This is a genomic window from Paludibacterium flexuosum, assembly GCF_037076605.1.
Lineage (GTDB): Bacteria > Pseudomonadota > Gammaproteobacteria > Burkholderiales > Chromobacteriaceae > Paludibacterium.
Window position 1 is genome coordinate 374,492 of sequence record NZ_AP029060.1, and the last position, 20,476, is coordinate 394,967.

20 protein-coding genes are annotated in these 20,476 nt (G+C 62.9%); 12 read left to right on the forward strand and 8 right to left on the reverse strand.

The window, feature by feature from the left end; all coding sequences use genetic code 11:
* The first annotated feature begins 17 nt into the window (after nucleotides 1-17).
* Nucleotides 18-1,022, forward strand: coding sequence for an ABC transporter ATP-binding protein (locus AACH39_RS01785; protein ID WP_215776361.1), 1,005 nt, complete (start codon nucleotides 18-20; stop codon nucleotides 1,020-1,022).
* Nucleotides 1,023-1,098: 76 nt separating this feature from the next.
* Here the strand turns inward: AACH39_RS01785 and AACH39_RS01790 are convergent, their stop codons facing one another.
* Both AACH39_RS01790 and AACH39_RS01795 read right to left on the reverse strand, forming a co-directional pair.
* Complete coding sequence (locus tag AACH39_RS01790) at nucleotides 1,099-2,490, reverse strand: methyl-accepting chemotaxis protein (protein ID WP_215776359.1); 1,392 nt, start codon at nucleotides 2,488-2,490, stop codon at nucleotides 1,099-1,101.
* Nucleotides 2,491-2,913: 423 nt separating this feature from the next.
* Nucleotides 2,914-3,309, reverse strand: a complete 396-nt coding sequence (locus tag AACH39_RS01795) for a helix-turn-helix transcriptional regulator (protein ID WP_252346041.1) — start codon at nucleotides 3,307-3,309, stop codon at nucleotides 2,914-2,916.
* Between the two features lie 605 nt (nucleotides 3,310-3,914).
* Between AACH39_RS01795 and AACH39_RS01800 the strand changes: the two genes are divergently transcribed.
* Nucleotides 3,915-4,181 carry a metal/formaldehyde-sensitive transcriptional repressor gene (locus AACH39_RS01800; RefSeq protein ID WP_252346040.1) on the forward strand — a complete coding sequence of 89 codons (267 nt, stop codon included), beginning with the start codon at nucleotides 3,915-3,917 and terminating at the stop codon, nucleotides 4,179-4,181.
* 19 nt (nucleotides 4,182-4,200) lie between these two features.
* On the opposite strand, the gene fdhD is transcribed toward AACH39_RS01800, so the two are convergent.
* From fdhD to AACH39_RS01820, 4 genes are all read right to left on the reverse strand, one after another.
* Nucleotides 4,201-5,001, reverse strand: coding sequence for a formate dehydrogenase accessory sulfurtransferase FdhD (fdhD, locus tag AACH39_RS01805; RefSeq protein WP_215776356.1), 801 nt, complete (start codon nucleotides 4,999-5,001; stop codon nucleotides 4,201-4,203).
* A gap of 66 nt (nucleotides 5,002-5,067) precedes the next feature.
* Nucleotides 5,068-6,057 carry a GTP 3',8-cyclase MoaA gene (gene moaA / locus AACH39_RS01810; protein ID WP_215782690.1) on the reverse strand — a complete coding sequence of 330 codons (990 nt, stop codon included), beginning with the start codon at nucleotides 6,055-6,057 and terminating at the stop codon, nucleotides 5,068-5,070.
* 58 nt (nucleotides 6,058-6,115) lie between these two features.
* The gene (gene fdhF, locus AACH39_RS01815) at nucleotides 6,116-8,260 is read right to left on the reverse strand and encodes a formate dehydrogenase subunit alpha (RefSeq protein WP_338620766.1); all 2,145 of its coding nucleotides are present in this window, start codon (nucleotides 8,258-8,260) and stop codon (nucleotides 6,116-6,118) included.
* Nucleotides 8,261-8,293: 33 nt separating this feature from the next.
* Nucleotides 8,294-8,830, reverse strand: coding sequence for a 4Fe-4S dicluster domain-containing protein (locus tag AACH39_RS01820; RefSeq protein WP_215776354.1), 537 nt, complete (start codon nucleotides 8,828-8,830; stop codon nucleotides 8,294-8,296).
* A 396-nt stretch (nucleotides 8,831-9,226) separates the two neighbouring features.
* Here AACH39_RS01820 and hypA point away from each other — a divergent pair, with 396 nt between their 5' ends.
* From hypA to AACH39_RS01855, 7 genes are all read left to right on the forward strand, one after another.
* Nucleotides 9,227-9,568: a hydrogenase maturation nickel metallochaperone HypA gene (hypA, locus tag AACH39_RS01825; protein WP_215776353.1), complete on the forward strand. Its 342-nt coding sequence runs from the start codon at nucleotides 9,227-9,229 to the stop codon at nucleotides 9,566-9,568.
* Nucleotides 9,569-9,600: 32 nt separating this feature from the next.
* Entirely contained in the window at nucleotides 9,601-10,428 is an 828-nt protein-coding gene (gene hypB / locus AACH39_RS01830; protein ID WP_215776352.1) for a hydrogenase nickel incorporation protein HypB, read from the forward strand.
* The gene (gene hypF / locus AACH39_RS01835; RefSeq protein ID WP_338620767.1) at nucleotides 10,425-12,731 is read left to right on the forward strand and encodes a carbamoyltransferase HypF; all 2,307 of its coding nucleotides are present in this window, start codon (nucleotides 10,425-10,427) and stop codon (nucleotides 12,729-12,731) included. Before hypB ends, hypF begins: the two co-directional genes overlap by 4 nt.
* A 27-nt stretch (nucleotides 12,732-12,758) precedes the next feature.
* Complete coding sequence (locus AACH39_RS01840; RefSeq protein ID WP_215776349.1) at nucleotides 12,759-13,007, forward strand: HypC/HybG/HupF family hydrogenase formation chaperone; 249 nt, start codon at nucleotides 12,759-12,761, stop codon at nucleotides 13,005-13,007.
* Nucleotides 13,008-13,014: 7 nt separating this feature from the next.
* A complete protein-coding gene (gene hypD, locus AACH39_RS01845; RefSeq protein WP_215776346.1) occupies nucleotides 13,015-14,151 on the forward strand; it encodes a hydrogenase formation protein HypD in 1,137 nt (378 codons plus the stop codon).
* A complete protein-coding gene (hypE, locus tag AACH39_RS01850) occupies nucleotides 14,148-15,188 on the forward strand; it encodes a hydrogenase expression/formation protein HypE (RefSeq protein WP_338620768.1) in 1,041 nt (346 codons plus the stop codon). The genes hypD and hypE overlap by 4 nt, the downstream gene beginning before the upstream one ends.
* 88 nt (nucleotides 15,189-15,276) lie before the next feature.
* Nucleotides 15,277-15,945, forward strand: coding sequence for a DUF975 family protein (locus AACH39_RS01855; RefSeq protein ID WP_215776342.1), 669 nt, complete (start codon nucleotides 15,277-15,279; stop codon nucleotides 15,943-15,945).
* Here the strand turns inward: AACH39_RS01855 and AACH39_RS01860 are convergent.
* Nucleotides 15,939-16,628 carry a cyclic nucleotide-binding domain-containing protein gene (locus AACH39_RS01860; protein WP_338620769.1) on the reverse strand — a complete coding sequence of 230 codons (690 nt, stop codon included), beginning with the start codon at nucleotides 16,626-16,628 and terminating at the stop codon, nucleotides 15,939-15,941. The two genes, AACH39_RS01855 and AACH39_RS01860, sit on opposite strands and share 7 nt — an antisense overlap.
* Before the next feature lie 88 nt (nucleotides 16,629-16,716).
* Between AACH39_RS01860 and AACH39_RS01865 the strand changes: the two genes are divergently transcribed.
* Nucleotides 16,717-17,133 carry a DMT family transporter gene (locus AACH39_RS01865; protein WP_215776336.1) on the forward strand — a complete coding sequence of 139 codons (417 nt, stop codon included), beginning with the start codon at nucleotides 16,717-16,719 and terminating at the stop codon, nucleotides 17,131-17,133.
* Nucleotides 17,134-17,151: 18 nt separating this feature from the next.
* Nucleotides 17,152-17,637, forward strand: a complete 486-nt coding sequence (locus tag AACH39_RS01870) for a DMT family transporter (RefSeq protein WP_215776334.1) — start codon at nucleotides 17,152-17,154, stop codon at nucleotides 17,635-17,637.
* Here AACH39_RS01870 and AACH39_RS01875 read toward each other — a convergent pair.
* A complete protein-coding gene (locus AACH39_RS01875; RefSeq protein WP_338620770.1) occupies nucleotides 17,580-19,001 on the reverse strand; it encodes a PLP-dependent aminotransferase family protein in 1,422 nt (473 codons plus the stop codon). The genes AACH39_RS01870 and AACH39_RS01875 overlap by 58 nt on opposite strands.
* Before the next feature lie 89 nt (nucleotides 19,002-19,090).
* On the opposite strand from AACH39_RS01875, the gene AACH39_RS01880 reads away from it, so the two are divergent.
* On the forward strand, nucleotides 19,091-20,461 hold the full coding sequence (locus tag AACH39_RS01880) for a pyridoxal-dependent decarboxylase (protein WP_338620771.1): 1,371 nt from the start codon (nucleotides 19,091-19,093) through the stop codon (nucleotides 20,459-20,461).
* The last annotated feature ends 15 nt before the right edge of the window (nucleotides 20,462-20,476 follow it).

The window sequence follows — 20,476 nt, forward strand, 5'->3', positions numbered from 1 at the left end:
TATTGATTGGAACAAATATGGCTTTTCTGGATATCAAGCAACTCAACAAAAGCTTTGGCGACCATGCCGTGGTGCATGACATCAATATGTCCATCGAGCGCGGCGAGTTCGTCACCTTCCTCGGCCCGTCCGGCTGCGGCAAGACCACCGTGTTGCGTATGATTGCCGGCTTCGAGAATCCGAATCAGGGGTCGATTCACGTTGCCGGGCAGGAGATTACCCATCAGTCGCCGCAAAAGCGCGGTATCGGTATCGTCTTCCAGAATTACGCGCTGTTTCCCAACCTGAATGTCGAGCAGAACATCGGCTTCGGCCTGAAGGTGCGCAAGTTGCCCGGGCGCGAAATCGCCAGCAAGGTGGCCGAAGTCATGAAGCTGGTCGAGTTGACCGGCAAGGAAGCCCGTTATCCGCACGAGCTGTCGGGTGGCCAGCGCCAGCGCGTGGCCCTGGCGCGTGCGCTGGTGGTGGAACCGAAGATTCTGCTGCTGGACGAGCCGCTGTCTGCGCTGGATGCGCGCATCCGCAAGAATCTGCGCGAGCAGATCCGGGACATTCAGCGCCGCCTGCAGCTGACCACGGTCTTCGTGACGCATGATCAGGAAGAGGCCCTGACCATGTCGGATCGCATCTATGTGATGAATCAGGGCAGGGTAGAGCAGCATGGCTCGGCAGAGGAGATCTACACCCAGCCGGCGACCGAATTCGTTGCGCGCTTCATGGGCAACTACAACCTGCTCAAGGCGGAAGAGACGCATCAGTTGCTCGGCTTGCAGATCGAAGGTCATATGGCCATCCGTCCGGAGTCGATTCACGTTCTGGCGGCCGGCAGTCACGAGTTGGGTATGTTTGAAGGGGTGATTCGCCGCCACCAGCTGCTCGGTGGCGTCATCCGCTATCAGGTGGAGAGTCGTGGCGTGCAGTTGCTGGTGGATCGTCTGAACCGTAATGCTGCCGATCTGATGCCGATCGGCACCTCGGTCCGCCTGCAGATCGATCAGAACGATATGCGCGTGGTGCGCTGAGCGCCGCATTTGCAGCGAAAAAAAGACCGGCCGGCGCATCGCGCCCGCCGGTCTTTTTTATTCCTGAGCCCGTGGCTTACTGCCCGACAATGTGATTGAAGCGGACGTCGGCGCTCATCACGCCCAGCAGTTGGCCCTGCGGGTCAAACAGTGGCGTGCCGATGGTGAAGCAGTACTGGTTGGTGTCGACCGAACGGTACAGGTCGGAGACGAACAGGCGACGTTGCCGCACCGGCTCCTGGAACCAGCGACGATCGCTCCAGTTGTTCTTGCGGCCATCCGGGTTGACCTGGCCCGATTCCACGTCAGAGCTGATCTGGCGCCCGCTGACATCGGTGATGCACAGCATTTCGAAGGTGGTCTCGCGCTGGTAGAGTCCGACCAGCTTGCGATCCAGGTCATCCGGGTCCAGGCGGGTCAGCTGCCACTTGGCGATTTCCTCTTCCACCACCTGCCGCATGCGCTTGTGACCGGTAAAGCGGAATTCACCGACTTCCGTCAGCAGAACATCGCACTGTTCGCTGACCTGGGTGGCACGTGAGGCCAGTTCGCGGGCATCGACCAGTTGTTGCTGGGTGCTTTCCACGACTTCGCCGATTTGCGCCGTAATGGCGTGAACTTTCTCGTTCTGCGAGCTGCTGGCTTCAGCGATGACACGTACATGCTCAATCAGGGTGTTGATGTCGCGCGAGGCGGCCTCAATCGAGGCGCCGGCGGCCTGCGAGACGGTGATGCCGGTGTGTACCTGCTGCGACATGGCCACCATGGTTTCGCTGGAGGTGCTGACCTGTTCCTGAATGGTGGCCAGCAACTCCTCGACATTCTGGGTGGCCGACATGGTCTGGTCAGCCAGCTTGCGGACTTCGTCCGCCACCACGGCAAAGCCGCGGCCCTGTTCGCCGGCGCGGGCGGCCTCGATGGCCGCATTGAGCGACAAGAGACGGGTGCGGTCGGCGATGTTCTTGATGAGTTCCACCACTTCGCTGATCGACGCCGAGCTGTCTTTCAGCAGCGCCATCTGCTGCTCCAGTGCGCTGGTGCTGTCGCCGATCGCCTGAATCTGCTTGCGGCTCAACAGGTCATTGCTGTTGGCGCTTTCGGCCGCTTCGGCCACCTGGCGGGAAAATGCCGAGGCCTCGCTGGCGCTGGTGGTGATCGAGTCGACGGTCTCGGCCAGAATGCGGCTGGCGGTGGAAATGTTCTCCGCATTGCTTTGCTGGGCACGCGAGCGTTCTTCCAGCAGGCGGGAGAGCTTGGCCAGCTCCGGTGCCTGTTGCGACAGGCGGATGGCGGTGCCGGCGATTTTGATCAATGCGCCGTGGAAGCGATTGATCAGACCTTTGATCAGTTGGGCAATCCAGCCAAGACTGCCACGATCATCGAGCGTGACCGTCAGGTCGACGCCGTCACGGGTGGCTTCCGACAGCGGTTTGAGAAACTGGGTCAGTTTACGCGCTGAGACAAACATGTACTTCGCTCCCGGCCGTTCTTGCGCGGCCTGAAAATAATTTTCTGTGCCTGTGGGTACTGTGCTGGCCGGGAAAAAGGGCCCGGACCGATCAAGTAGGCGCAAGAGTGCATACTCAGATGCCATATTGTCAACCGGGGCAATGCCTGGCGGTGTGCCACTGAGTGCGCGGTACTTGCCGACGTCGACCGGAAGGGGGTGGCGCTGAGATGTGCTCTAACAGTAAAACTTGATATTGGTGGAATATTGCACAGGCGAAGGGAAATGACAGTATTAAACCGGCAAAGGTTTGGTCTGGATCAACCGGCAGCCCCCCATTTGGGGCAGATTGGCGACAAAAGTGTCGATTTCTTGCCCCCGTCACACCCGGGAGAGGTGGTGCACGGGAGTCCGGGCGGTGCCGGACTCCCGTGAGGGGCATGATCAGCCCAGGCAGGGGCTCATCGCTTGCTTTTCGCGGTCACTCAGCACGGCTTCGGCGGCGCCGGACAGCTCGGAGGCACTGTAGGCCAGTTGCTGGCTGGCCTTGATGACGCGCTGGATGCGATCCAGCTGCTGTTTCAGCGTGCCGGTATCCAGATGGCCCTCAGTAATGGCGCGAATCATGGTGGCATTCTGCTCGGTGATGTCTTCCAGCTTGATGCCGAGTTGATAGCGCAGTCGCAGCAGTTCCATGACCGGCTTGGGAATGCGGCGGTCCTGCTCGTAACGCGAACCTCCCGACTGCGTCACGCCGACGGCGGACCAGAATTCCTGCTGGTTCAGGTCAAGGCGGCGACGCATTTCACGCGGATCGAAATTGACTTCTTTGCTAAGCATGATCAATACCTCTATATATAATTTAAACAGAAATAACAAAAAGTTTAATTGCAGCCGAGCCGAATCCCGTGGCGGTCTGCCCGCAATTTTTCAGAACGGGGAATCGTCAAGCCCGTGCCGTGGCAATCTGGCGATGGGCAAGTGCGTTTGTCATGGCGCTGTCACATTGAGGCAGCGCTTGCACAAAAGTTCAGTGTCATCGACAAGGAACATGTCATGGCGATCTGAGTGTTTTCATTCGCCTCTGACGGATTAATCTGTCCCGGTTCACGCTACTTACATGAGGGATTGTACATAGGGCATGAGAAAAGGGAATGCAACGACAAGTAGTTTAAGATAAGTCTTACTTTATTAAATGAATCATGGACTTCTCATATTTACCTGCCCCAGCAAACCGCCCCTGATGGTTGCTTGTTTGAGGTCAAATATGTCTTTTGAATTTATTGCTTGAAATGGGTTGAGGTGAGACGATAAAACCCTGAATTTCGGAATTTTCACCAGTATCTTATGGATGATTGCCTGCTATTGGCATGATGTCCGGGTGGCGGGTGATGCCTGGTTTGCAGGGCAGGTATCGATGCTCAACAAAGAACGAAATGACACACATGCCCCACAACAACCGTGCCGTTTTGACTCGCGTTCGGCGCATCATCGGTCAGGCGCAGGCTCTGGAGGCCGCGCTGCTGCAGCAGACCGACTGTCATCTTGTGCTACAGCAACTGGCGGCAGTCCGCGGCGCCGTCAATGGCCTGATGGCAGAAGTGCTGGATGGCTATATGCGCACCCATCTGATGGATGGGGGAAGTACGGAGGAAAAGCGCGAGCAGGACATGGCGCAGGTGTCCCGTGTGCTGCACGCTTATCTGAAATGACGGCGCTTGCTGCTGCGGCTCAGTAAACGACAAAGCCATTGCTGCGGCAAAAACTCAGCAGGCGAATGCCGGCTTTGCGGGCAATGTCGATGGCCAGAGACGTGGGGGCCGAGATGGTGGCAATCAGCGGGATATTGCGTCGCGCCGCCTTGCGCACCAGTTCGTAACTGGCGCGGCTGGTGAGAAAGACCAGGCCGCTGTCGGGGGCGATCTGCTCGCGCGCCATCCAGCCCAGCAGTTTGTCCAGCGCATTGTGACGACCGACATCCTCGAAGACCCGGATGATTTTTCCTGTGCGCGAGCACCAGGCTGCGCCATGTGCGCAGCCTGTGGCCTGCATCAGCGGCTGATGCGTCGGCAGCGCGGCGAGGATCTGGCCGATCATGGCTTCGCTGACCTCGGGGGCCGGGGTGTCGACCCGGATGACTTCCGGTTCCAGATCCAGTAATTCGATGCTTTCAATCCCGCAGACACCACAGCCGGTCCGTCCCGCCAGCGCGCGCCGCTGGGCCTTCAGCGCCATGAAGTCTGCGCTGGCCAGTTCCATTTGCACTTCGGCGCTTTGTGCGTGATGGATGACTTCCATGTCACGGATGGCGCTGGCCTCGGCAATGATGCCTTCCGACAGGGCGAAACCCAGGGCAAAACAGTCGAGATCGGCCGGTGTGGCCATCATCACGGCGTGGGAGATGCCGTTGAAGACCAGGGCGACCGGGCATTCTTCTGCCACGCTGTCCGTGACGATCTGCACTGCGCCATGGCGGTGGCGCTGAACGGTGACGCGGCCATGGCCGGACCGGGTCGGGGTCTCTTGCGGCATGAATGATCTTTCCGTGAAGGGCTGTCCGGCAGTGTACGGAGATGCCGGATGACTCACAAGTCTGTCTCAGCCGCCAGTCTGCGACATGAAGCGCATGATCTTCTGTGGTGCAGCGACAAAATCATGGCTGTGCGGCTTGAGTTCCACCGCCTGGCGGATGGCGGCTTCCAGGCCGGCATCATCGATGCCGGCGCGCAGCAGCGGGCGCAATTCGAAGCGTTCTTCCTGCCCCAGGCACAGATAGAGCGTACCGTCCACCGACAGGCGAACCCGATTGCAGGTGGCGCAGAAGTGCTGCGAAATCGGCGTGATGAAACCAATGCGGCCACGACCGTCGGCGGTTTCCCAATAACGTGCCGGCCCGCCGCCGAGCTCGGCCGACGAGGGCGTGAGCCCGAAACGTTCGACCAGGACCGGGCGCACCTCGTCCAGCGACAGATAGGCGGTGTTGCGTCCGCTGTCGCCGACCGGCATGGCTTCGATCAGGCGCAGGATGAAGCCGTGTTCCAGGCAGAAGGCGGCCATGCGGGTGATTTCATGTTCATTGACGCCGCGCATGGCGACCATATTCAGTTTGATCGGCGTCAGTCCGGCGGCCTTGCCGGCCATGATGCCGGCCATCACGGCGTCCAGACTGTCGCGACCGGAGACCTCGCGCACACAGGCGCGATCCAGCGAATCCAGGCTGACATTGATGCGTGCCAGGCCGGCGGCCTTGAGTGCCGTGGCATGTTTGGCCAGCTGGGTGGCATTGGTCGACAGCGAGAGATCGTGCACGCCGGGCAGGGCAGACAGTTGCCCGACCAGCTGCACCAGATTGCGACGCAGCAGCGGTTCGCCGCCGGTCAGTCGGATGCGGCCTGCGCCCATGCGGGCAAAGGCGGCGACGACACGGGTGATTTCCTCAAAGCTCAGCCAGTTCTCCGGTTCGCTGTAGCCGTCAAAGGCGTGCGGCCGGCAATAGCTGCAGCGCAGATCGCAGCGATCGGTCAGCGACAGGCGCAGGTAATCGATCCGGCGGCCAAAACGATCCTGCAAAGGGGCAATATCACGCATCATGAGCTTCTTGCTGAATCTGTAAAACGCCCCCGGCGCGGCCGGGGGCGGCTTGCGGCTAGTTCAGGGCCGCCTGGCGCATGTCGGCCTTCATCTTGCTGTAGGTCTCATGCACATGCTGCTCGGCCCATGCCTGGTCGGCAATGGCTTCGACCTTGACGGCGCTGTATTTGTACTCCGGCGTCTTCGAGATCGGGTCCAGATGCTCGGCGGTCAGTTCGTTGCAGGCACCGATCCACCACTGATAGGTCATGTAGACCGCCCCCGCATTGACACGCGGGTTCAGGTTGGCTCGGGTGATGACCTTGCCGCGGCGCGAGGAAACCCAGACCAGAGACTGATCCTGGATGCCGTAGGTCTTGGCATCGTCCGGGTGGATCTGGACAAAGCCCGGTTCGTCGGCCAGGGTTTGCAGCGCGGCGCAGTTACCGGTCATCGAGCGGCAAGAGTAGTGCCCCACTTCACGCACCGTGCACAGGCCGAGCGGATAATCGGCATCGACCTTTTCCAGCGGCGCACGCCATTCGGCGGCAAACAGCAGCGCCTTGCCGCTCGGGGTGTCGAACTTGTTGCCTTCGTACAGCCACGGTGTGCCGGGGTGGTCCTCCGTCGGGCAGGGCCATTGCACATAGCCCAGATCCGCCATCTTCTCGTAGGTGGCGCCGGTGTACAGATGGCACAGGCCGCGCAACTCGTCCCAGATTTCCCGGGCATTGTTGTAGTGCATCGGATAGCCCATGGCGGTGGCCATCAGGCTGTGGATCTCCCAGTCGTCCTTGACGTCGCCCGGGGCGTCCACGGCCTTGTAGCAGCGCTGGAAGCCGCGGTCGGCACTGGAGAAGACATTCTCATGCTCGCCCCACGAGGTGGCCGGCAAAATGACATCGGCCATCATGGCGGTCTTGGTCATGAAGATGTCCTGAACGATGATCAGGTCCAGCTTGGCAAAGGCCTTGCGCATCACGCCCAGATCCGGCTCGGTCTGCAGCGGATCTTCGCCGAAGATGTAGTAGGCCTTGAGCTTGCCTTCTTCGATCAGGTGCGGCACCTCGGTCAGACTGTAGCCCTTCTCGGCCGGCAGGCTCGGCACCCCCCATGCCTTGGCGAAACGCTCGCGGGCCTCGGCATCGGTCACGCTGTAATAGCCGGGCAGGGTGTTGGGCAGGGCCCCCATGTCACAGGCGCCCTGGACATTGTTCTGACCGCGGACCGGGCCGACGCCGACATTCGGGCGGGCCAGGTTGCCAGTGATGGTGGCCAGGCTGGACAGCCCCTTGACCACGTCGACGGCCTGACCCCACTGGGTCACGCCCATGCCCCACAGGATGGTGGCGGTGGCCGACTTGGCATACATGCGCATGGCCTTGCGCACCAGCTCCGGTTCCAGGCCGGTGATCTCGGCGGTGTACTCCGGGGTGTACTTGGCGACCATCGCCTTGTATTCCTCGAAGCCTTCGGCGTAATGCTCGACGAAATGCTGGTTGTACAGGCCTTCCTGGATCAGCACATTGGCGAAGGCGTTGACCAGCGCCATGTTGGAGCCGTTTTTCAGTGGCAGGTACAGGTCGGCGATACGAGCGGTTTCAATGAAACGCGGGTCGCAGACAATGATCTTGGCGCCTTTTTCCTTGGCTTTGAGGATGCGGCGCGCCACGATCGGGTGCGAATCGGCGGCGTTGTAGCCAAAGACCAGGATGCAGTCGGTATCTTCGATTTCGCAGATCGAATTACTCATGGCGCCATTGCCCAGCGTGACCATCAGGCCGGCGACCGACGGGCCGTGGCAGACGCGGGCACAGCAGTCGATGTTGTTGGTGCCGATGACGGCACGGGCGAACTTTTGCGCGACATAGTTCGATTCGTTGCCGGTGCCACGTGACGAGCCGGTCATCATGATGGCGTCAGGGCCGTATTGTTCCTTGATGGACTTCAGGCGCGAGCTGGCAAACTGGATGGCCTCGTCCCAGGAAACGGCTTCGAACTGGCCGCCACGCTGGCGGCGAATCATCGGTTGCTTCAGACGCGGGGTCAGCAGCTTGGTGTCGTTGAGGAAGTCCCAGCCGTAATAGCCCTTCAGGCACAGTTCACCTTCGTTGGTCACGCCATTGGCGGCTTCGGCGCCGACCACCTTGCCGTTATCGACCAGCAGGTTCAGCTTGCAGCCCGAGCCGCAGTACGGACAAACGGTAATTACCTTCTTCATGTTGCGATTCCTTCAGCGGAAAAGTGAGAGCGGTCAGAACGGCAGTGGCGGCACATCCAGTGCTGCCTGTTCGCGGCGTTTCTTCATGGCGGCTTCCAGCCGGGCCTGGTCAACCAGATGCAGGCACTTGGTCGGACAGGACGGAATACAGGCCGGGCCACCCGGGTGATCGATACACAGGTCGCACTTGAGCGCCAGCGCCTTGCTGGCCTGGCTCTTCAGGACACTCTTGCCGGGTGCCGGGACCGTGGTGACATCCATCGCGCCGTAGGGGCAGGCCACCATGCAGCTCTTGCAGCCGACGCAGCGTTCCTGCAGTACCTGAATGCTGTCTTCGCGCCGGACAATGGCGCCGCTCGGACAGGCTTTGGCACAGGGGGCATCGTCACACTGGCGGCACAGCACCGGGGTACTGACCCGCGCGCTCTTGATGACCTTCAACCTGGGTCTGAAATTGGCCGGGGACAGCATTTCCGTGCCCTCACCGACCGGGTGCGCCATGGCGCACGCCACCTCGCAGGTTCGGCAACCAATGCAATTCTGGGGTTCAGCAATGATGAACCGGTTCATGTTTCCGCCTCCTTTGGGCTCCGGACTTGATGCAAAACAATCGGGCTAGTGCGATGGCAATTTGCGATTGCCCGGGACTGTCAGTTGCATATGTTGTGCCAGGTTCGATTATGCCGCTGTCACCGGGGGCGGCGATTTGCGCCAGCGCAAGGCCGATTCGGGTTGCGACGGGCTTAGCACATTGATTTGCCGGGGGTTTGTACGCAGGGGCTGCGGGTTGAAATTCTTGGGTTGCCAGCCTGACGGGGCGCAGGGTTTGTCGACGCCGGGTGTCGAAACCGTCAGTGCCGTGTGCCAGATCGTCAAAAGTGTCGAAGTGTCGACAGTACACCGCGTGTGCGCGGCACTGCGCGCAGATATTCGAAGATGTTAATATAAGCAGATCTAGGAGGATTTATGCATGAGCTGATGCTGGCGGAAAGCGTGGTGCGGATCGTTGAGCAAACCGCCAGTCGGGCCGGCGCCAGCAAGGTGACGCGGGTGCGTCTGGCGCTGGGTGCGCTGGCACATGTCGATGCCGATGCCTTGCTGTATTGCTGTCAGCTGGTTGCGCGCGACGGGCCGGCAGCCGGCGCCGAATATGAGGTGGAGCGTCCTCCGGCCGAAGCCTGGTGCGCGAATTGCTTGCAACTGGTGTCACCGGTCGCGCTGGCGGCACCCTGCCCACAGTGCGGCGGCTTCCAGCTGGACATCCGGGCCGGTGAAGAAATGCAGGTTTTGGAGATTGCCGTCGCCTGACAACGGAAGGCGACATCAGGAAGGATCTTGTCATGTGTACCACCTGCGGCTGCAGTCACGGCCATATCATGATCAACGGCAAGGCCGCGCGCGGCCATGCCCACCCGCCAGGCAAGCCGGGGACGAGCAGCGGCGGTTATCGCCAGGTGGCGCCGCTGGATGCCGCGCATGCGCCGGGCATGGATCAGGCGCGAACCCTCAAGATCGAGCAGGACATTCTGGCCGACAATGACGCCCGCGCTGCGCATATCCGTGCGCAATTGCAACGCAAGGGCATCTTTGCCCTCAACCTGGTTTCCAGCCCCGGCTCGGGCAAGACCAGCCTGCTGGTGGAAACCATCCGCCGCTGGCAGCAGCAAAGCCCGGTGGCGGTGATCGAAGGCGATCAGCAGACCGCCAACGATGCCGAGCGCATTCGCGCCACCGGTGCGCCGGCAGTGCAGATCAATACCGGCAAGGGGTGTCATCTGGATGCCCGCATGGTGGATCAGGCCCTGCTGCAGCTGGATCGGGAGGGGGCCCTGGCACCGCGCAGCCTGTTGCTGATCGAGAACGTCGGCAATCTGGTGTGTCCGGCCGCCTTCGATCTGGGCGAGGCGCACAAGGTCGCCATTCTGTCGGTCACCGAGGGTGAGGACAAACCGCTCAAATACCCGGATATGTTCCGTGCCGCCGATCTGATGATTCTGAGCAAGATCGACCTGCTGCCCTATGTCGATTTCAAGGTGGAGGCGGCCATCGAGATGGCTCGTCAGGTCCGTCCGGGTTTGCCGGTGATCTGTCTGTCCACTCGCAGTGGTGAAGGCTGGCAAGCCTGGCTCGACTGGTTGCGCCAGGGGCTGGATCAGGCCGGGCAATGAGTCCGCTGCGACAGCGCCTGGTGGTGCGTGGCGTGGTGCAGGGCGTGGGTTTCCGCCCTTTCGTGTTTCGGCTAGCCCACGAACTCGGCCTGTCCGGCTGGGTGCGCAATGACACCGAGGGGGTGACCATCGAAGCGCAGGGCAGCCCGGCCTCCCTGGCCGAGCTGGCCGCGCGCCTGCAGCGTGACAAACCGCCCATGGCCCGAATCGACAAGATTGCCGTGAATGCGCTGCCGCTGCAGGATGAGCGCGATTTCGTCATCCGCCTCAATCATGGCGACAGTCCGGCGCGCATGGCGCAGATCGGGCCGGACAGCACGGTCTGCCCGGCCTGCCTGGCCGAGCTGTTTGATCCTGATAATCGTCGCTATCGCTATCCCTTCATCAACTGTACCGATTGCGGTCCGCGTTACACCCTGGTGCGGCATTTGCCCTATGAACGCGCCGGTACCAGCATGGCGGCTTTCCCGCTTTGTGCCCGCTGTCAGCAAGAATATGAAGACCCGCTGCACCGGCGCTTTCACGCCGAACCCAATGCCTGCCCTGACTGTGGGCCAAACCTGAGGCTGCTGGACCCGCAGGGCCAGCCTCTGGCGGGCGATCCGCTGGCTACCACCCTGGCCTGGCTGCAGCAGGGCAAGATCGTGGCCATCAAGGGCCTGGGTGGTTTTCATCTGGCCTGCGATGCCCGCCAGCCCGATGCCGTCGCCCGGCTGCGGTTGCGCAAGCAGCGCGAAGAAAAGCCGCTGGCGCTGATGGTGGCCAATACGGCCTCTCTGGATGCCTGGGTGGACTGGCAGCCCGGTGATCAGGCGCTGCTCGAACAGTCTGCCCGCCCCATCGTGTTGCTGCGCAAGCGCACTGCGGCCGATCTGGCCTTGCCGGGCATCGCCCCCGGGCTGGCCTGGCTGGGGGCGATGCTGCCGTATACCCCACTGCATTATCTGTTGTTTCACGAGGCGGCCGGCCGTCCCGACGGCACCGACTGGTTGTCGCAAGCCCAGCCGCTGACGCTGGTGATGACCAGTGCCAATGCCCATGGCGAGCCGCTGGTCATCGACAATCAGGCGGCGCTGACGCAACTGGCCGGGCTGGCCGATGCCGTGTTGCTGCACGACCGTGACATCGTCACGCGCTGTGACGACAGCGTGCTGCGCCAACAGCAGGGCCAGTCACAATTCCTGCGCCGCGCCCGGGGCTATACCCCGCTGGGTATCCCGCTGGCCCGGGTTGGTCCGGCGGTGCTGGCCATGGGGGGCTTTTACAAAAATGCGCTGTGCCTGACGCGTCAGGATCAGGCCTTTCTGTCGCAGCATATCGGCGACCTGGATCGGGTGGCGGTCTGCCTGGCCCAGGAGGCAGCCGTCGGGCACCTGCTGCATCTGCTGCAGATTACGCCGCAGGCGGTCGCGCATGATCTGCACCCGGACCTGCACGGCAGCCGGCTCGGGCAGCAACTGGCCCAGCAGTGGCAGGTGCCGGCGGTGGCGGTGCAGCATCACCATGCGCACATCGCTGCTGTGCTGGCTGAACACGGGGTCGACCGGCCGGTGCTCGGGCTGGCGCTGGATGGTGTCGGCCTGGGCAGTGACGGCCAAGCCTGGGGTGGCGAGCTGCTCAAGGTCGACGGTGCCGTGTTTGAACGTTTGGGCCACTTGCGGCCGATTGCCTTGCCGGGGGGCGACCGGGCGGCGCGCGAGCCCTGGCGCATGGCCGCTGCCGCGCTGGCCATGCTCGGGCGTGGCGACGAGATTGCCACGCGCTTTGCCGGTCAGACCGGCGCGTCACAACTGGCGCAATGGCTGGCGCGACCGGGGCTGCAGACCACCAGCATGGGGCGCTGGTTCGATGCGGCAGCCGGCCTCTTGGGCGTCCAGCCGGTGATGCGCTTCGAGGGACAGGCGGCGATGCTGCTGGAGGGCCTGGCCGAACGTCATGGGCCGGTGACAGCGCCCGGTGCCCTGTATGTGCTGGACGACCATCTCGATCTGCTGCCGCTGCTGGCGAGACTGGCCGATGAGCCGGATGCCGGGCAGGGCGCCGCCCTGTTTCATACCGTGCTGGTGGATGCGCTGGCAGATTGGGTGGCACTGCATGCCGAACGGCAGGGGCTGCGCCTGGTGGCCTGTGGCGGTGGCTGCATGCTCAATGCGCTGCTGAGCCGTGGTCTGCAGCATGCCCTGAAAGCGCGCGGCATCCGCATGCTGAGCGCCGGCGCCGTGCCGCCGGGCGACGGCGGACTGGCGCTCGGGCAGGCCTGGGTGGCCCGCCATCAACTGGATCAAACCATTCGGGTGTACTGACACCCGTTGAACGCAAGGAATACAAGCATGTGTCTGGCCATACCGGCGCGCGTGATCGAACTCATGGACGATGATCAGGCGCGTATTGAACTGGGCGGTGTGCACAAGGTGATCTCGGTCGCCCTGATTGATCAGGTGGCGGTTGGCGATTATCTGATCGTGCATGTCGGCTACGCCATCGGCAAACTCGACCCGGCCGAGGCGGCACAGACCCTGTCGCTGCTGGCCTCCATGGGGCAGGATGCCGATCCGGCCAACCCTGCTGCCTATCGCTGAGTCTGCCATGAAATATATCGACGAATTTCGCGATGGTGAGCTGGCGCAACGCCTGGCCCGCACGATCGCGGCCGAAGTGCGGCCGGGGCGCAGTTACCGGCTGATGGAGTTCTGCGGCGGCCATACCCATGCCATTTCGCGCTACGGTCTGCAGGACCTGCTGCCGCCGCAGGTCCGCATGATCCATGGCCCGGGCTGTCCGGTGTGTGTGTTGCCGATCGGGCGCATCGACAGCGCCATCGAGCTGGCAGTGCAGCACCAGGTGATCCTGTGTACCTATGCCGATACCCTGCGGGTGCCTGCCTCGGGCGGTATGTCGCTGTACAAGGCCCGCGCCCGGGGGGCGGATGTGCGCATGGTCTACAGCTGCGATGACGCGCTGGCGCTGGCCGAGCAGCATCCGGATCGTCAGGTGGTGTTCTTCGCCATCGGCTTTGAAACCACCACGCCACCGACCGCGGCGGTGATTCGCAAGGCGGCCGCACGCGGTGTGCAGAATTTCAGCGTGTTCTGTAACCACGTGCTGACCCCGGCCGCCATGGTGCATATCATGCAGGCACAGACCGAACCGGATGCCGTGGCGCTGGACGGGTTTGTCGGCCCGGCGCATGTCAGCACCGTGATCGGCTATGGCGCCTATCAGGCCTTTGCCGAGCGCTATCACAAGCCGGTCGTGATTGCCGGGTTCGAGCCGCTGGATGTCATGCAGGCTATTCTGATGCTGGTGCGACAGCTCAACGAGGGGCGGGCACAGATTGAAAACCAGTTCACCCGCGCGGTGAGCCGCGAGGGTAATCTCAAGGCGCAGGGCATGGTGGCCGAGGTCTTCACCTTGCGCGATGCCTTCGACTGGCGCGGCCTGGGTGAGGTGCCGGCCAGTGCCTTGCGTATCCGCGACGAGCTGGCCGCCTTCGACGCCGAACGGCGCTTCGGTATCGGCGATCGTCAGGTGCCGGATCACAAGGCATGTGAATGTGCCGCCATTCTGCGCGGTCAGAAGCGACCGCAGGACTGCAAGGTTTTCGGTACGGTCTGCACACCGGATCACCCCATCGGCGCCTGCATGGTGTCCTCGGAGGGGGCCTGTGCCGCCCATTACACTTACGGCCGTTTCCGCACGGCCACGCAGCCGGATCTCTCATGAGCTATACCCGACCTCTGGATCTCAAACATGGCCGCATCGATCTGACCCACGGCAGTGGCGGTCGCGCCATGGCGCAATTGATTCAGCAGATTTTCCTGCGCCATTTCGATAACCCGTGGCTGGCGGCACAGAACGATGGTGCCTGTCTGCCACTGCCGGCTGACGGCGGGCGTCTGGTGATGGCGACCGACAGCCATGTGGTGTCGCCCTTGTTCTTTCCGGGCGGCGACATCGGCTGTCTGTCCGTACACGGCACCGTCAACGATGTGGCCATGAATGGCGCCCGGCCGCTGTATCTCGCCGCCAGTTTCATTCTGGAGGAGGGCTTTGCGCTGGCCGACCTGGTGCGCATCGTCGAATCCATGGCCGCGGCGGCACAGGCCACCGGGGTGCCGGTGGTGACCGGGGATACCAAGGTGGTGGAGGAAGGCAAGGGCGATGGCGTATTCATCACCACCACCGGTGTCGGTGTGGTGCCTCCGGGGATCGAGCTGTCCGGCGATCGCTGTCGCCCGGGCGACAAGATCCTGGTTTCCGGGCCGATCGGCGACCATGGTGTGGCCATCATGTCGCTGCGCGAGGGCTTGCGTTTCGATACCACCATTCAGTCGGATACCGCGGCCCTGCATCATCTGGTTGCGGCCATGCTGGAGGCGGTACCGGGCCTGCGCGCGCTGCGTGATCCGACGCGCGGCGGCCTGGCCGCCGTGCTCAACGAGTTTGCCAGCCAGTCCGGTGTCGGCATGCTGATTCACGAGCGTGCCCTGCCGGTGCGCGAGCAGGTCAGTGCCGCCTGCGAGCTGCTGGGGCTGGATCCGCTGTATGTGGCCAATGAAGGCAAGCTGGTGGCGATCTGTCCGCCGGAAGATGCCGAGCGTCTGCTGCGTGTCATGCGGGCGCGTCCGGAAGGGCGCGAGGCGGCGATCATCGGCGAGGTGCTGGCCGATGATCATCATTTCGTGCAGATGGAAACCGCTTTTGGCGGTCGGCGCATGGTGGACTGGATCAACGGCGAGCAGCTGCCGCGTATCTGCTGAGGACGGGGCGCGGGTTTTAGCTGTCTGTCATGAATGTTGGGCAAAGATTTGCTATGCTTTTCCGTCCATCCATCCGGAGAAGCCAGTAATGAGCCAGATTTCCATGACCGACAATGCCCGCATCATGGCCGAGGCCCGGGCCGCCCTGAGCGGCCGCTGGAAAATGGCGGTCGGCGCGACAGCCATCCTGCTGGGGATCGAACTGGGCCTGAGCCTGTTGGTTTACCTTGGCTTGCCGCCATACTCTGACAGCTTCGTCGACCTGTTGATCAAGGGGCCGCTGGAGCTGGGGTTTGCCTTGTTTTACCTGCAGTTGCTGCGTGGCGGCGAGCTGCGCTTCAGTCAGCTGTTCAGCGGCTTCGAGCGCTACCTGACCGGTCTGGCCGCCTATTTGCTGATGGTGTTGTTCATCCTGCTGTGGGCGCTGTTGCTGATCATCCCGGGCGTCATCGCCGCCTTGTCCTACTCGATGACGTTCTATCTGCTGGTCGATGAGCCGCAACTGAGTGCACGCGAGGCGCTGCGCAAGAGCAAGATCATGATGATCGGCAACAAGTGGAAGTTCTTCTGTCTGGGCTGCCGCTTCATCGGCTGGTTCCTGCTGGGCCTGCTGACGCTGGGCATCGGCCTGCTGTGGGTGATCCCGTATCTGTCCACCAGCCTGGTGCGCTTCTATCAGGATATTCGCGATGTGCCGCCGGCAGTCGGCAGCGCCGACCCCGATCCCGGTCTGTCCTACGGTTTTGACGATCAGTAAACGCTGCCTGGTATGACATAGATACCGCCTGCACGACGTGCCAGCTCGGCGCGATCCTGCAGGCGGTATTGTTGTCCCTGTTTGATCAGCCAGCCCTTGCTGCAGAATGCCTGCAGGCTGCGGTGCAGATGACGGAAACTGACGCCCAGGCAGTCGGCAATCTGGCTCAGATTGCCGCTGAACCACCAGTCCTCACCCTGCTGGCGGGCGGTGGCCAGGAGGTAGCTGGCCAGACGATCCTCCAGCGGGTGCAGCATATTGAGGGCGCTGTTCTGGATCACCCGTCCCAGCTTGCGTCCCAGAGAGCGGCTGAGCGATTGCAAAAAAACGCTGTCACCAATCAGCGCTCGTCTGACGTAGTCCATGCCCAGACTCAGGCACAGACAATCATCCAGTGCTTCGATGCGCGAACTGGCGGGTCGGTCCGGCTCGAAAATTTCCATATCACCAAATAATTGCAGAGGCTGGTAGAAGCACAGCAGCAGCTCGCGGCCATTGGCCATGGGCAGCACCACCTTGGCGCGTCCCGCCACAAAGAACTGCAGATACCGCACCGGCTGGCCCTGCGCCAGCAGGCACTCGCCAGCCTGGAAGGCTTGCAGCTGCAGCGCCGGCAGATGGATCTCGCCCAGTATGCGCTGCAGCTGGTGCTGTCGGTAATAATGTTCGATGCGCGGATCCATGCGGCTGCCCTCGAAGAAAATACCATTGTGACATTTGTCATAACGACTGCCAATTCAAACCACCTAAGCTCGGTGGCAAGGAGGCAGGATGATGACTGTGTGGGCATTTCTCTGTGGCGCGCTGACGGCGCTGATGATTCATCTCAATGGTCAGATGGCGGCGGCACTGGGCAATCAGCCGGCCAGTGTCCTGATTCACTTGTCGGGCCTGTTGTGGGTGCTGCTGTTGCTGGTGCAGCGCCGCTGGTCGCTGTGGCGACCGGGCATTCCGTTCTGGTGGTATGGCGGCGGGGTGGTCGGCATGCTGATCGTGGTGCTGGCCAATGCCGGTTTCCTGCGCCTGGGCGTCACCCTGACCGCGGCGCTGGGGCTGTTCGGTCAGACGGCTTCGGCCATGCTGGTTGATCACTTTGGCTGGCTGGGGGTGCGCCGGGTGCGTTTTGATGCCCGCAAATGGCCCTGTCTGGCCCTGATTGTCGTCGGCATTGTGGCCATGGCGCATTGAATGGAAAGGAGGGCAATCATGTGGATGGCGATGATGCTGGCTTTGCTGGCCGGTGTGGCGCGAACCCTGTCGCGTCTGTTGAACGCACGGCTGGCCGGACAGATCGGCGTGCTGCCGGGGACGCTGGTCAATTATCTGGGAGGGCTGGCTGCCGCCGTGCTGGCCTGTCTGTCTTGTGGCGTCTCCTTGCCCTGGCCATCCCTTGCCTGGGTCACTGTACCAGGCTGGGCCTGGCTGGGTGGTGCGGTGGGGGTGGGTTTCGTGGTGTTGTGCAATCGGGTGACACCGCATGTCTCGGCCTTTGCCATGACCCTGTTGATGTTTGCCGGGCAGATGAGTGCCGGTCTGCTGCTGGATGCCTGGCTGCACGCGGGGCTGTCCGGCTGGCGGGTACTGGGAGCCGTCTTGGCAGGACTGGGGCTGCTGGGCACTTTGTGGGTGGATCGTCATCCACGTGCGGCAAGACCCTGCGTGGCGAGTGCGCCCAGCCGTGAAACCGCCTGATCCAGGCCGTCGCTCCAGGGGTTGCCGGCATTGAGTCGCAGGCAGTCGCCATACAGTCCGCGGGCGCTGAACACCATGCCCGGTACCAGGCTGATCGCCTGCTGGCGCGCGGCGCGATACAGCGCCATGCCGTCGCCTGCGTCCGGCAGTTGCACCCAGAGCGCGTAGCCGCCGTCGGGCTGACTGACGGCGGTGCCGGGCGGGAAATGGCGCAACACCGACTGGCGCAGCTGGTCGACCTGCCGGGCCAGTTGCGGTTGCAGCCGGCGCAGGTGACGGCGGTATTCACCGCGATGCAGGAAATCGGCCAGTGCCAGCTGCAGCGGGGCATTGACAGCCAGCATGCCGGCCAGATGCAGGCTGCGCAGCGCATCATGGTGTCTGCCGGGGGCGCACCAGCCGATGCGATAGCCGGGCGCCAGGGTCTTGGAGAAGGAACCGCACCAGATTACCTGGCCGGTGCTGTCCCAGGCCTTGATCGGCAGGGGGCGCGGACCGCCATGGCTGCATTCCCCGAACACATCGTCTTCGATCACGGTGACCTGGTAGTGCTGTGCCAGTGCCGCGATGCGCTGCTTGTCCTCGCTGGACAGGCTGAAGCCGAGCGGGTTGTGGTGGCTGGCACTGAGCAGGGCGACCCGGGTCTGGCCGCCGGCCAGGCAGGCCTCCAGCCGGTCCAGATCCATGCCGTGCTGGCTGCAGGGTATTTCCAGTGCCTGACGTCCCAGACTGGCGAGTAGCTGCAGTTGACCGCTGTAGCAGGGGGAGGGGACGGCAATACTATCCCCGGGCTGGCTGACGGCCAGCAGCGCCAGATGAAGTGCCGGCATGCAGCCCTGCGTGATCAGCAGATCTTCCGGATGCAGTGCCAGCCCGTCCGCGGCGAAATGCTGGCACAGTGCCTGGCGCAAGATGGCTTCGCCACCGGGGGCGCCATAGCTGGCCGCTGCCTGCGGCGCACGCCGCGCCGAACGCTGCAGGCTTTGCTGCAGGCTGGCGAGCGGCAGCAGCGAGGGGGCCAGCATGACCGTACCCAGCGGGGTGTGGCCGGGGTGTTGGGCACCCTGGCGGATTTCGGCGATCAGGCCGGCATGGTCGACCGGATGGGCGAGCGGATCGAAGTCCTTAAAGCGCGGCGCTGCACTGGCTTGCCGTCGGGCACGCACATAGAAACCGGACTTGGGCGCGGCCTGGATCTCTCCCTGTGCCTCCAGCCATTCGTAGCTGCGAATGGCCGTGGTCAGGCTGACGCCATGCTGTCGGGCCAGCTGCCGGATCGACGGCAGACGCTGACCGGGCGGCAGCCTGCCCTGATGAATGTCGTGGCGCAGGCTGAGGGCCAGTTGCTGATATTTGGCGTTCATCTGTACTCTTTTTTATCTGTCATTCTGTATCTGTATCCTGCCGGGTCTTCAGCATAAGCTTTTGGCATCAATCACGAAAGGACAATGCGATGGAACAGGTTCAGGCGGATCAGGCTTTTTTCGATCTTCAACCGCAACTGCTGGCATGGAGCAGGGAGTGGTTGCAGCAATTGGGGCAGCGCCCGGTGGCTCGGCCGGATGATCCTTCGCCGCCGGAGCGGGCGCTGCCCGGGCAGGGGCTGGGGCTGGCGGGCGTCTGGCAGGCATTTTGTCAGGACCTGGCACCCGGCTTCAATGCCTCGCCCGGTCCGCGTTATCTCGGCTTCGTCACCGGTGGCGTGACCCCGGCGGCGCTGGCGGGCGACTGGCTGACGGCGGTGATCGATCAGAACGTCGCCTCTGCCGGCAACTCGATCGCCACCGGGGTGGAACTACAGGTGCTGGACTGGCTGCGGCAGTTGCTGGGTTTGCCCGAAGGGCTGGTCGGCAGCCTGACCACCGGGGCCACGGCGGCCAATCTGCTGGCCATGGTCTGCGCCCGCCAGCATGCCGGCTGGCGTCAGGGGCGCGACATTGCGCGAGACGGCATCGGGCCGGCGGCGATCCGGGTATTCAGTGCCACCCCGCATGCCAGCAGTCTTAAGGTGCTTGGTCTGGTCGGGCTGGGGCGCGAGCAGATCGCTGCCGTGCCTTGTCTGCCGGACAGCGAAGCGATGGATGTCGCGGCGCTGGCCGCCATGCTGGCCGCCAGCCCGGAACCGGGCAAAATTGTCATTGCCAGTGCCGGTACGGTCACCGGTACTGACTTTGATGACTTGACGGCCATTGCGGCCCTGTGCCGCCAGCATCAGGCCTGGTTGCATGTCGATGGTGCCTTCGGGCTGTTTTCGCGCCTGGATCCTTCGCGGCATGGCTGGACCGCGGGCATCGAGCTGGCCGACTCCATCACCTGCGACGGCCACAAATGGCTCAATGTGCCTTACGACTGCGGTATTTTCTTCACGCCCCACGCGGATCTGCTGCAGCAGTGCTGCTCGGTCGCCGCCCCCTATCTGGAAATGCATGACAGCCTGCCGGCCCTGATGGATCGTGGCATCGAGCAATCGCGCCGCTTCCGTGCGCTGCCGCTGTGGTTCAGTCTGCTGGCCTATGGGCGCGATGGCATGCGGCATATCGTCGAGGAGAATTGCCGCCAGGCGAGCGCTCTCGCTGAATGGCTGCAGGCTTCGCCGGATTATGAGCTGCTCAAGCCGCCACGTTTGAATGTGGTGATCTTCCGGCCGCGCCACGCTGAGGCGATGGCGGTGCTGACACGCCTGAATGCCGCGGGCGAGGTGTTCATGACACCGGGGGTGTGGCAGGGACAGAAAGGCATTCGGGCGGCTTTCAGCAACTGGCGTACCGAGGCATCCGATGTGGTGCGGGTGTGTCAGGCCCTGGCCAGGGCAAGTCAGGCTTGACGCCGTTCTGATAGA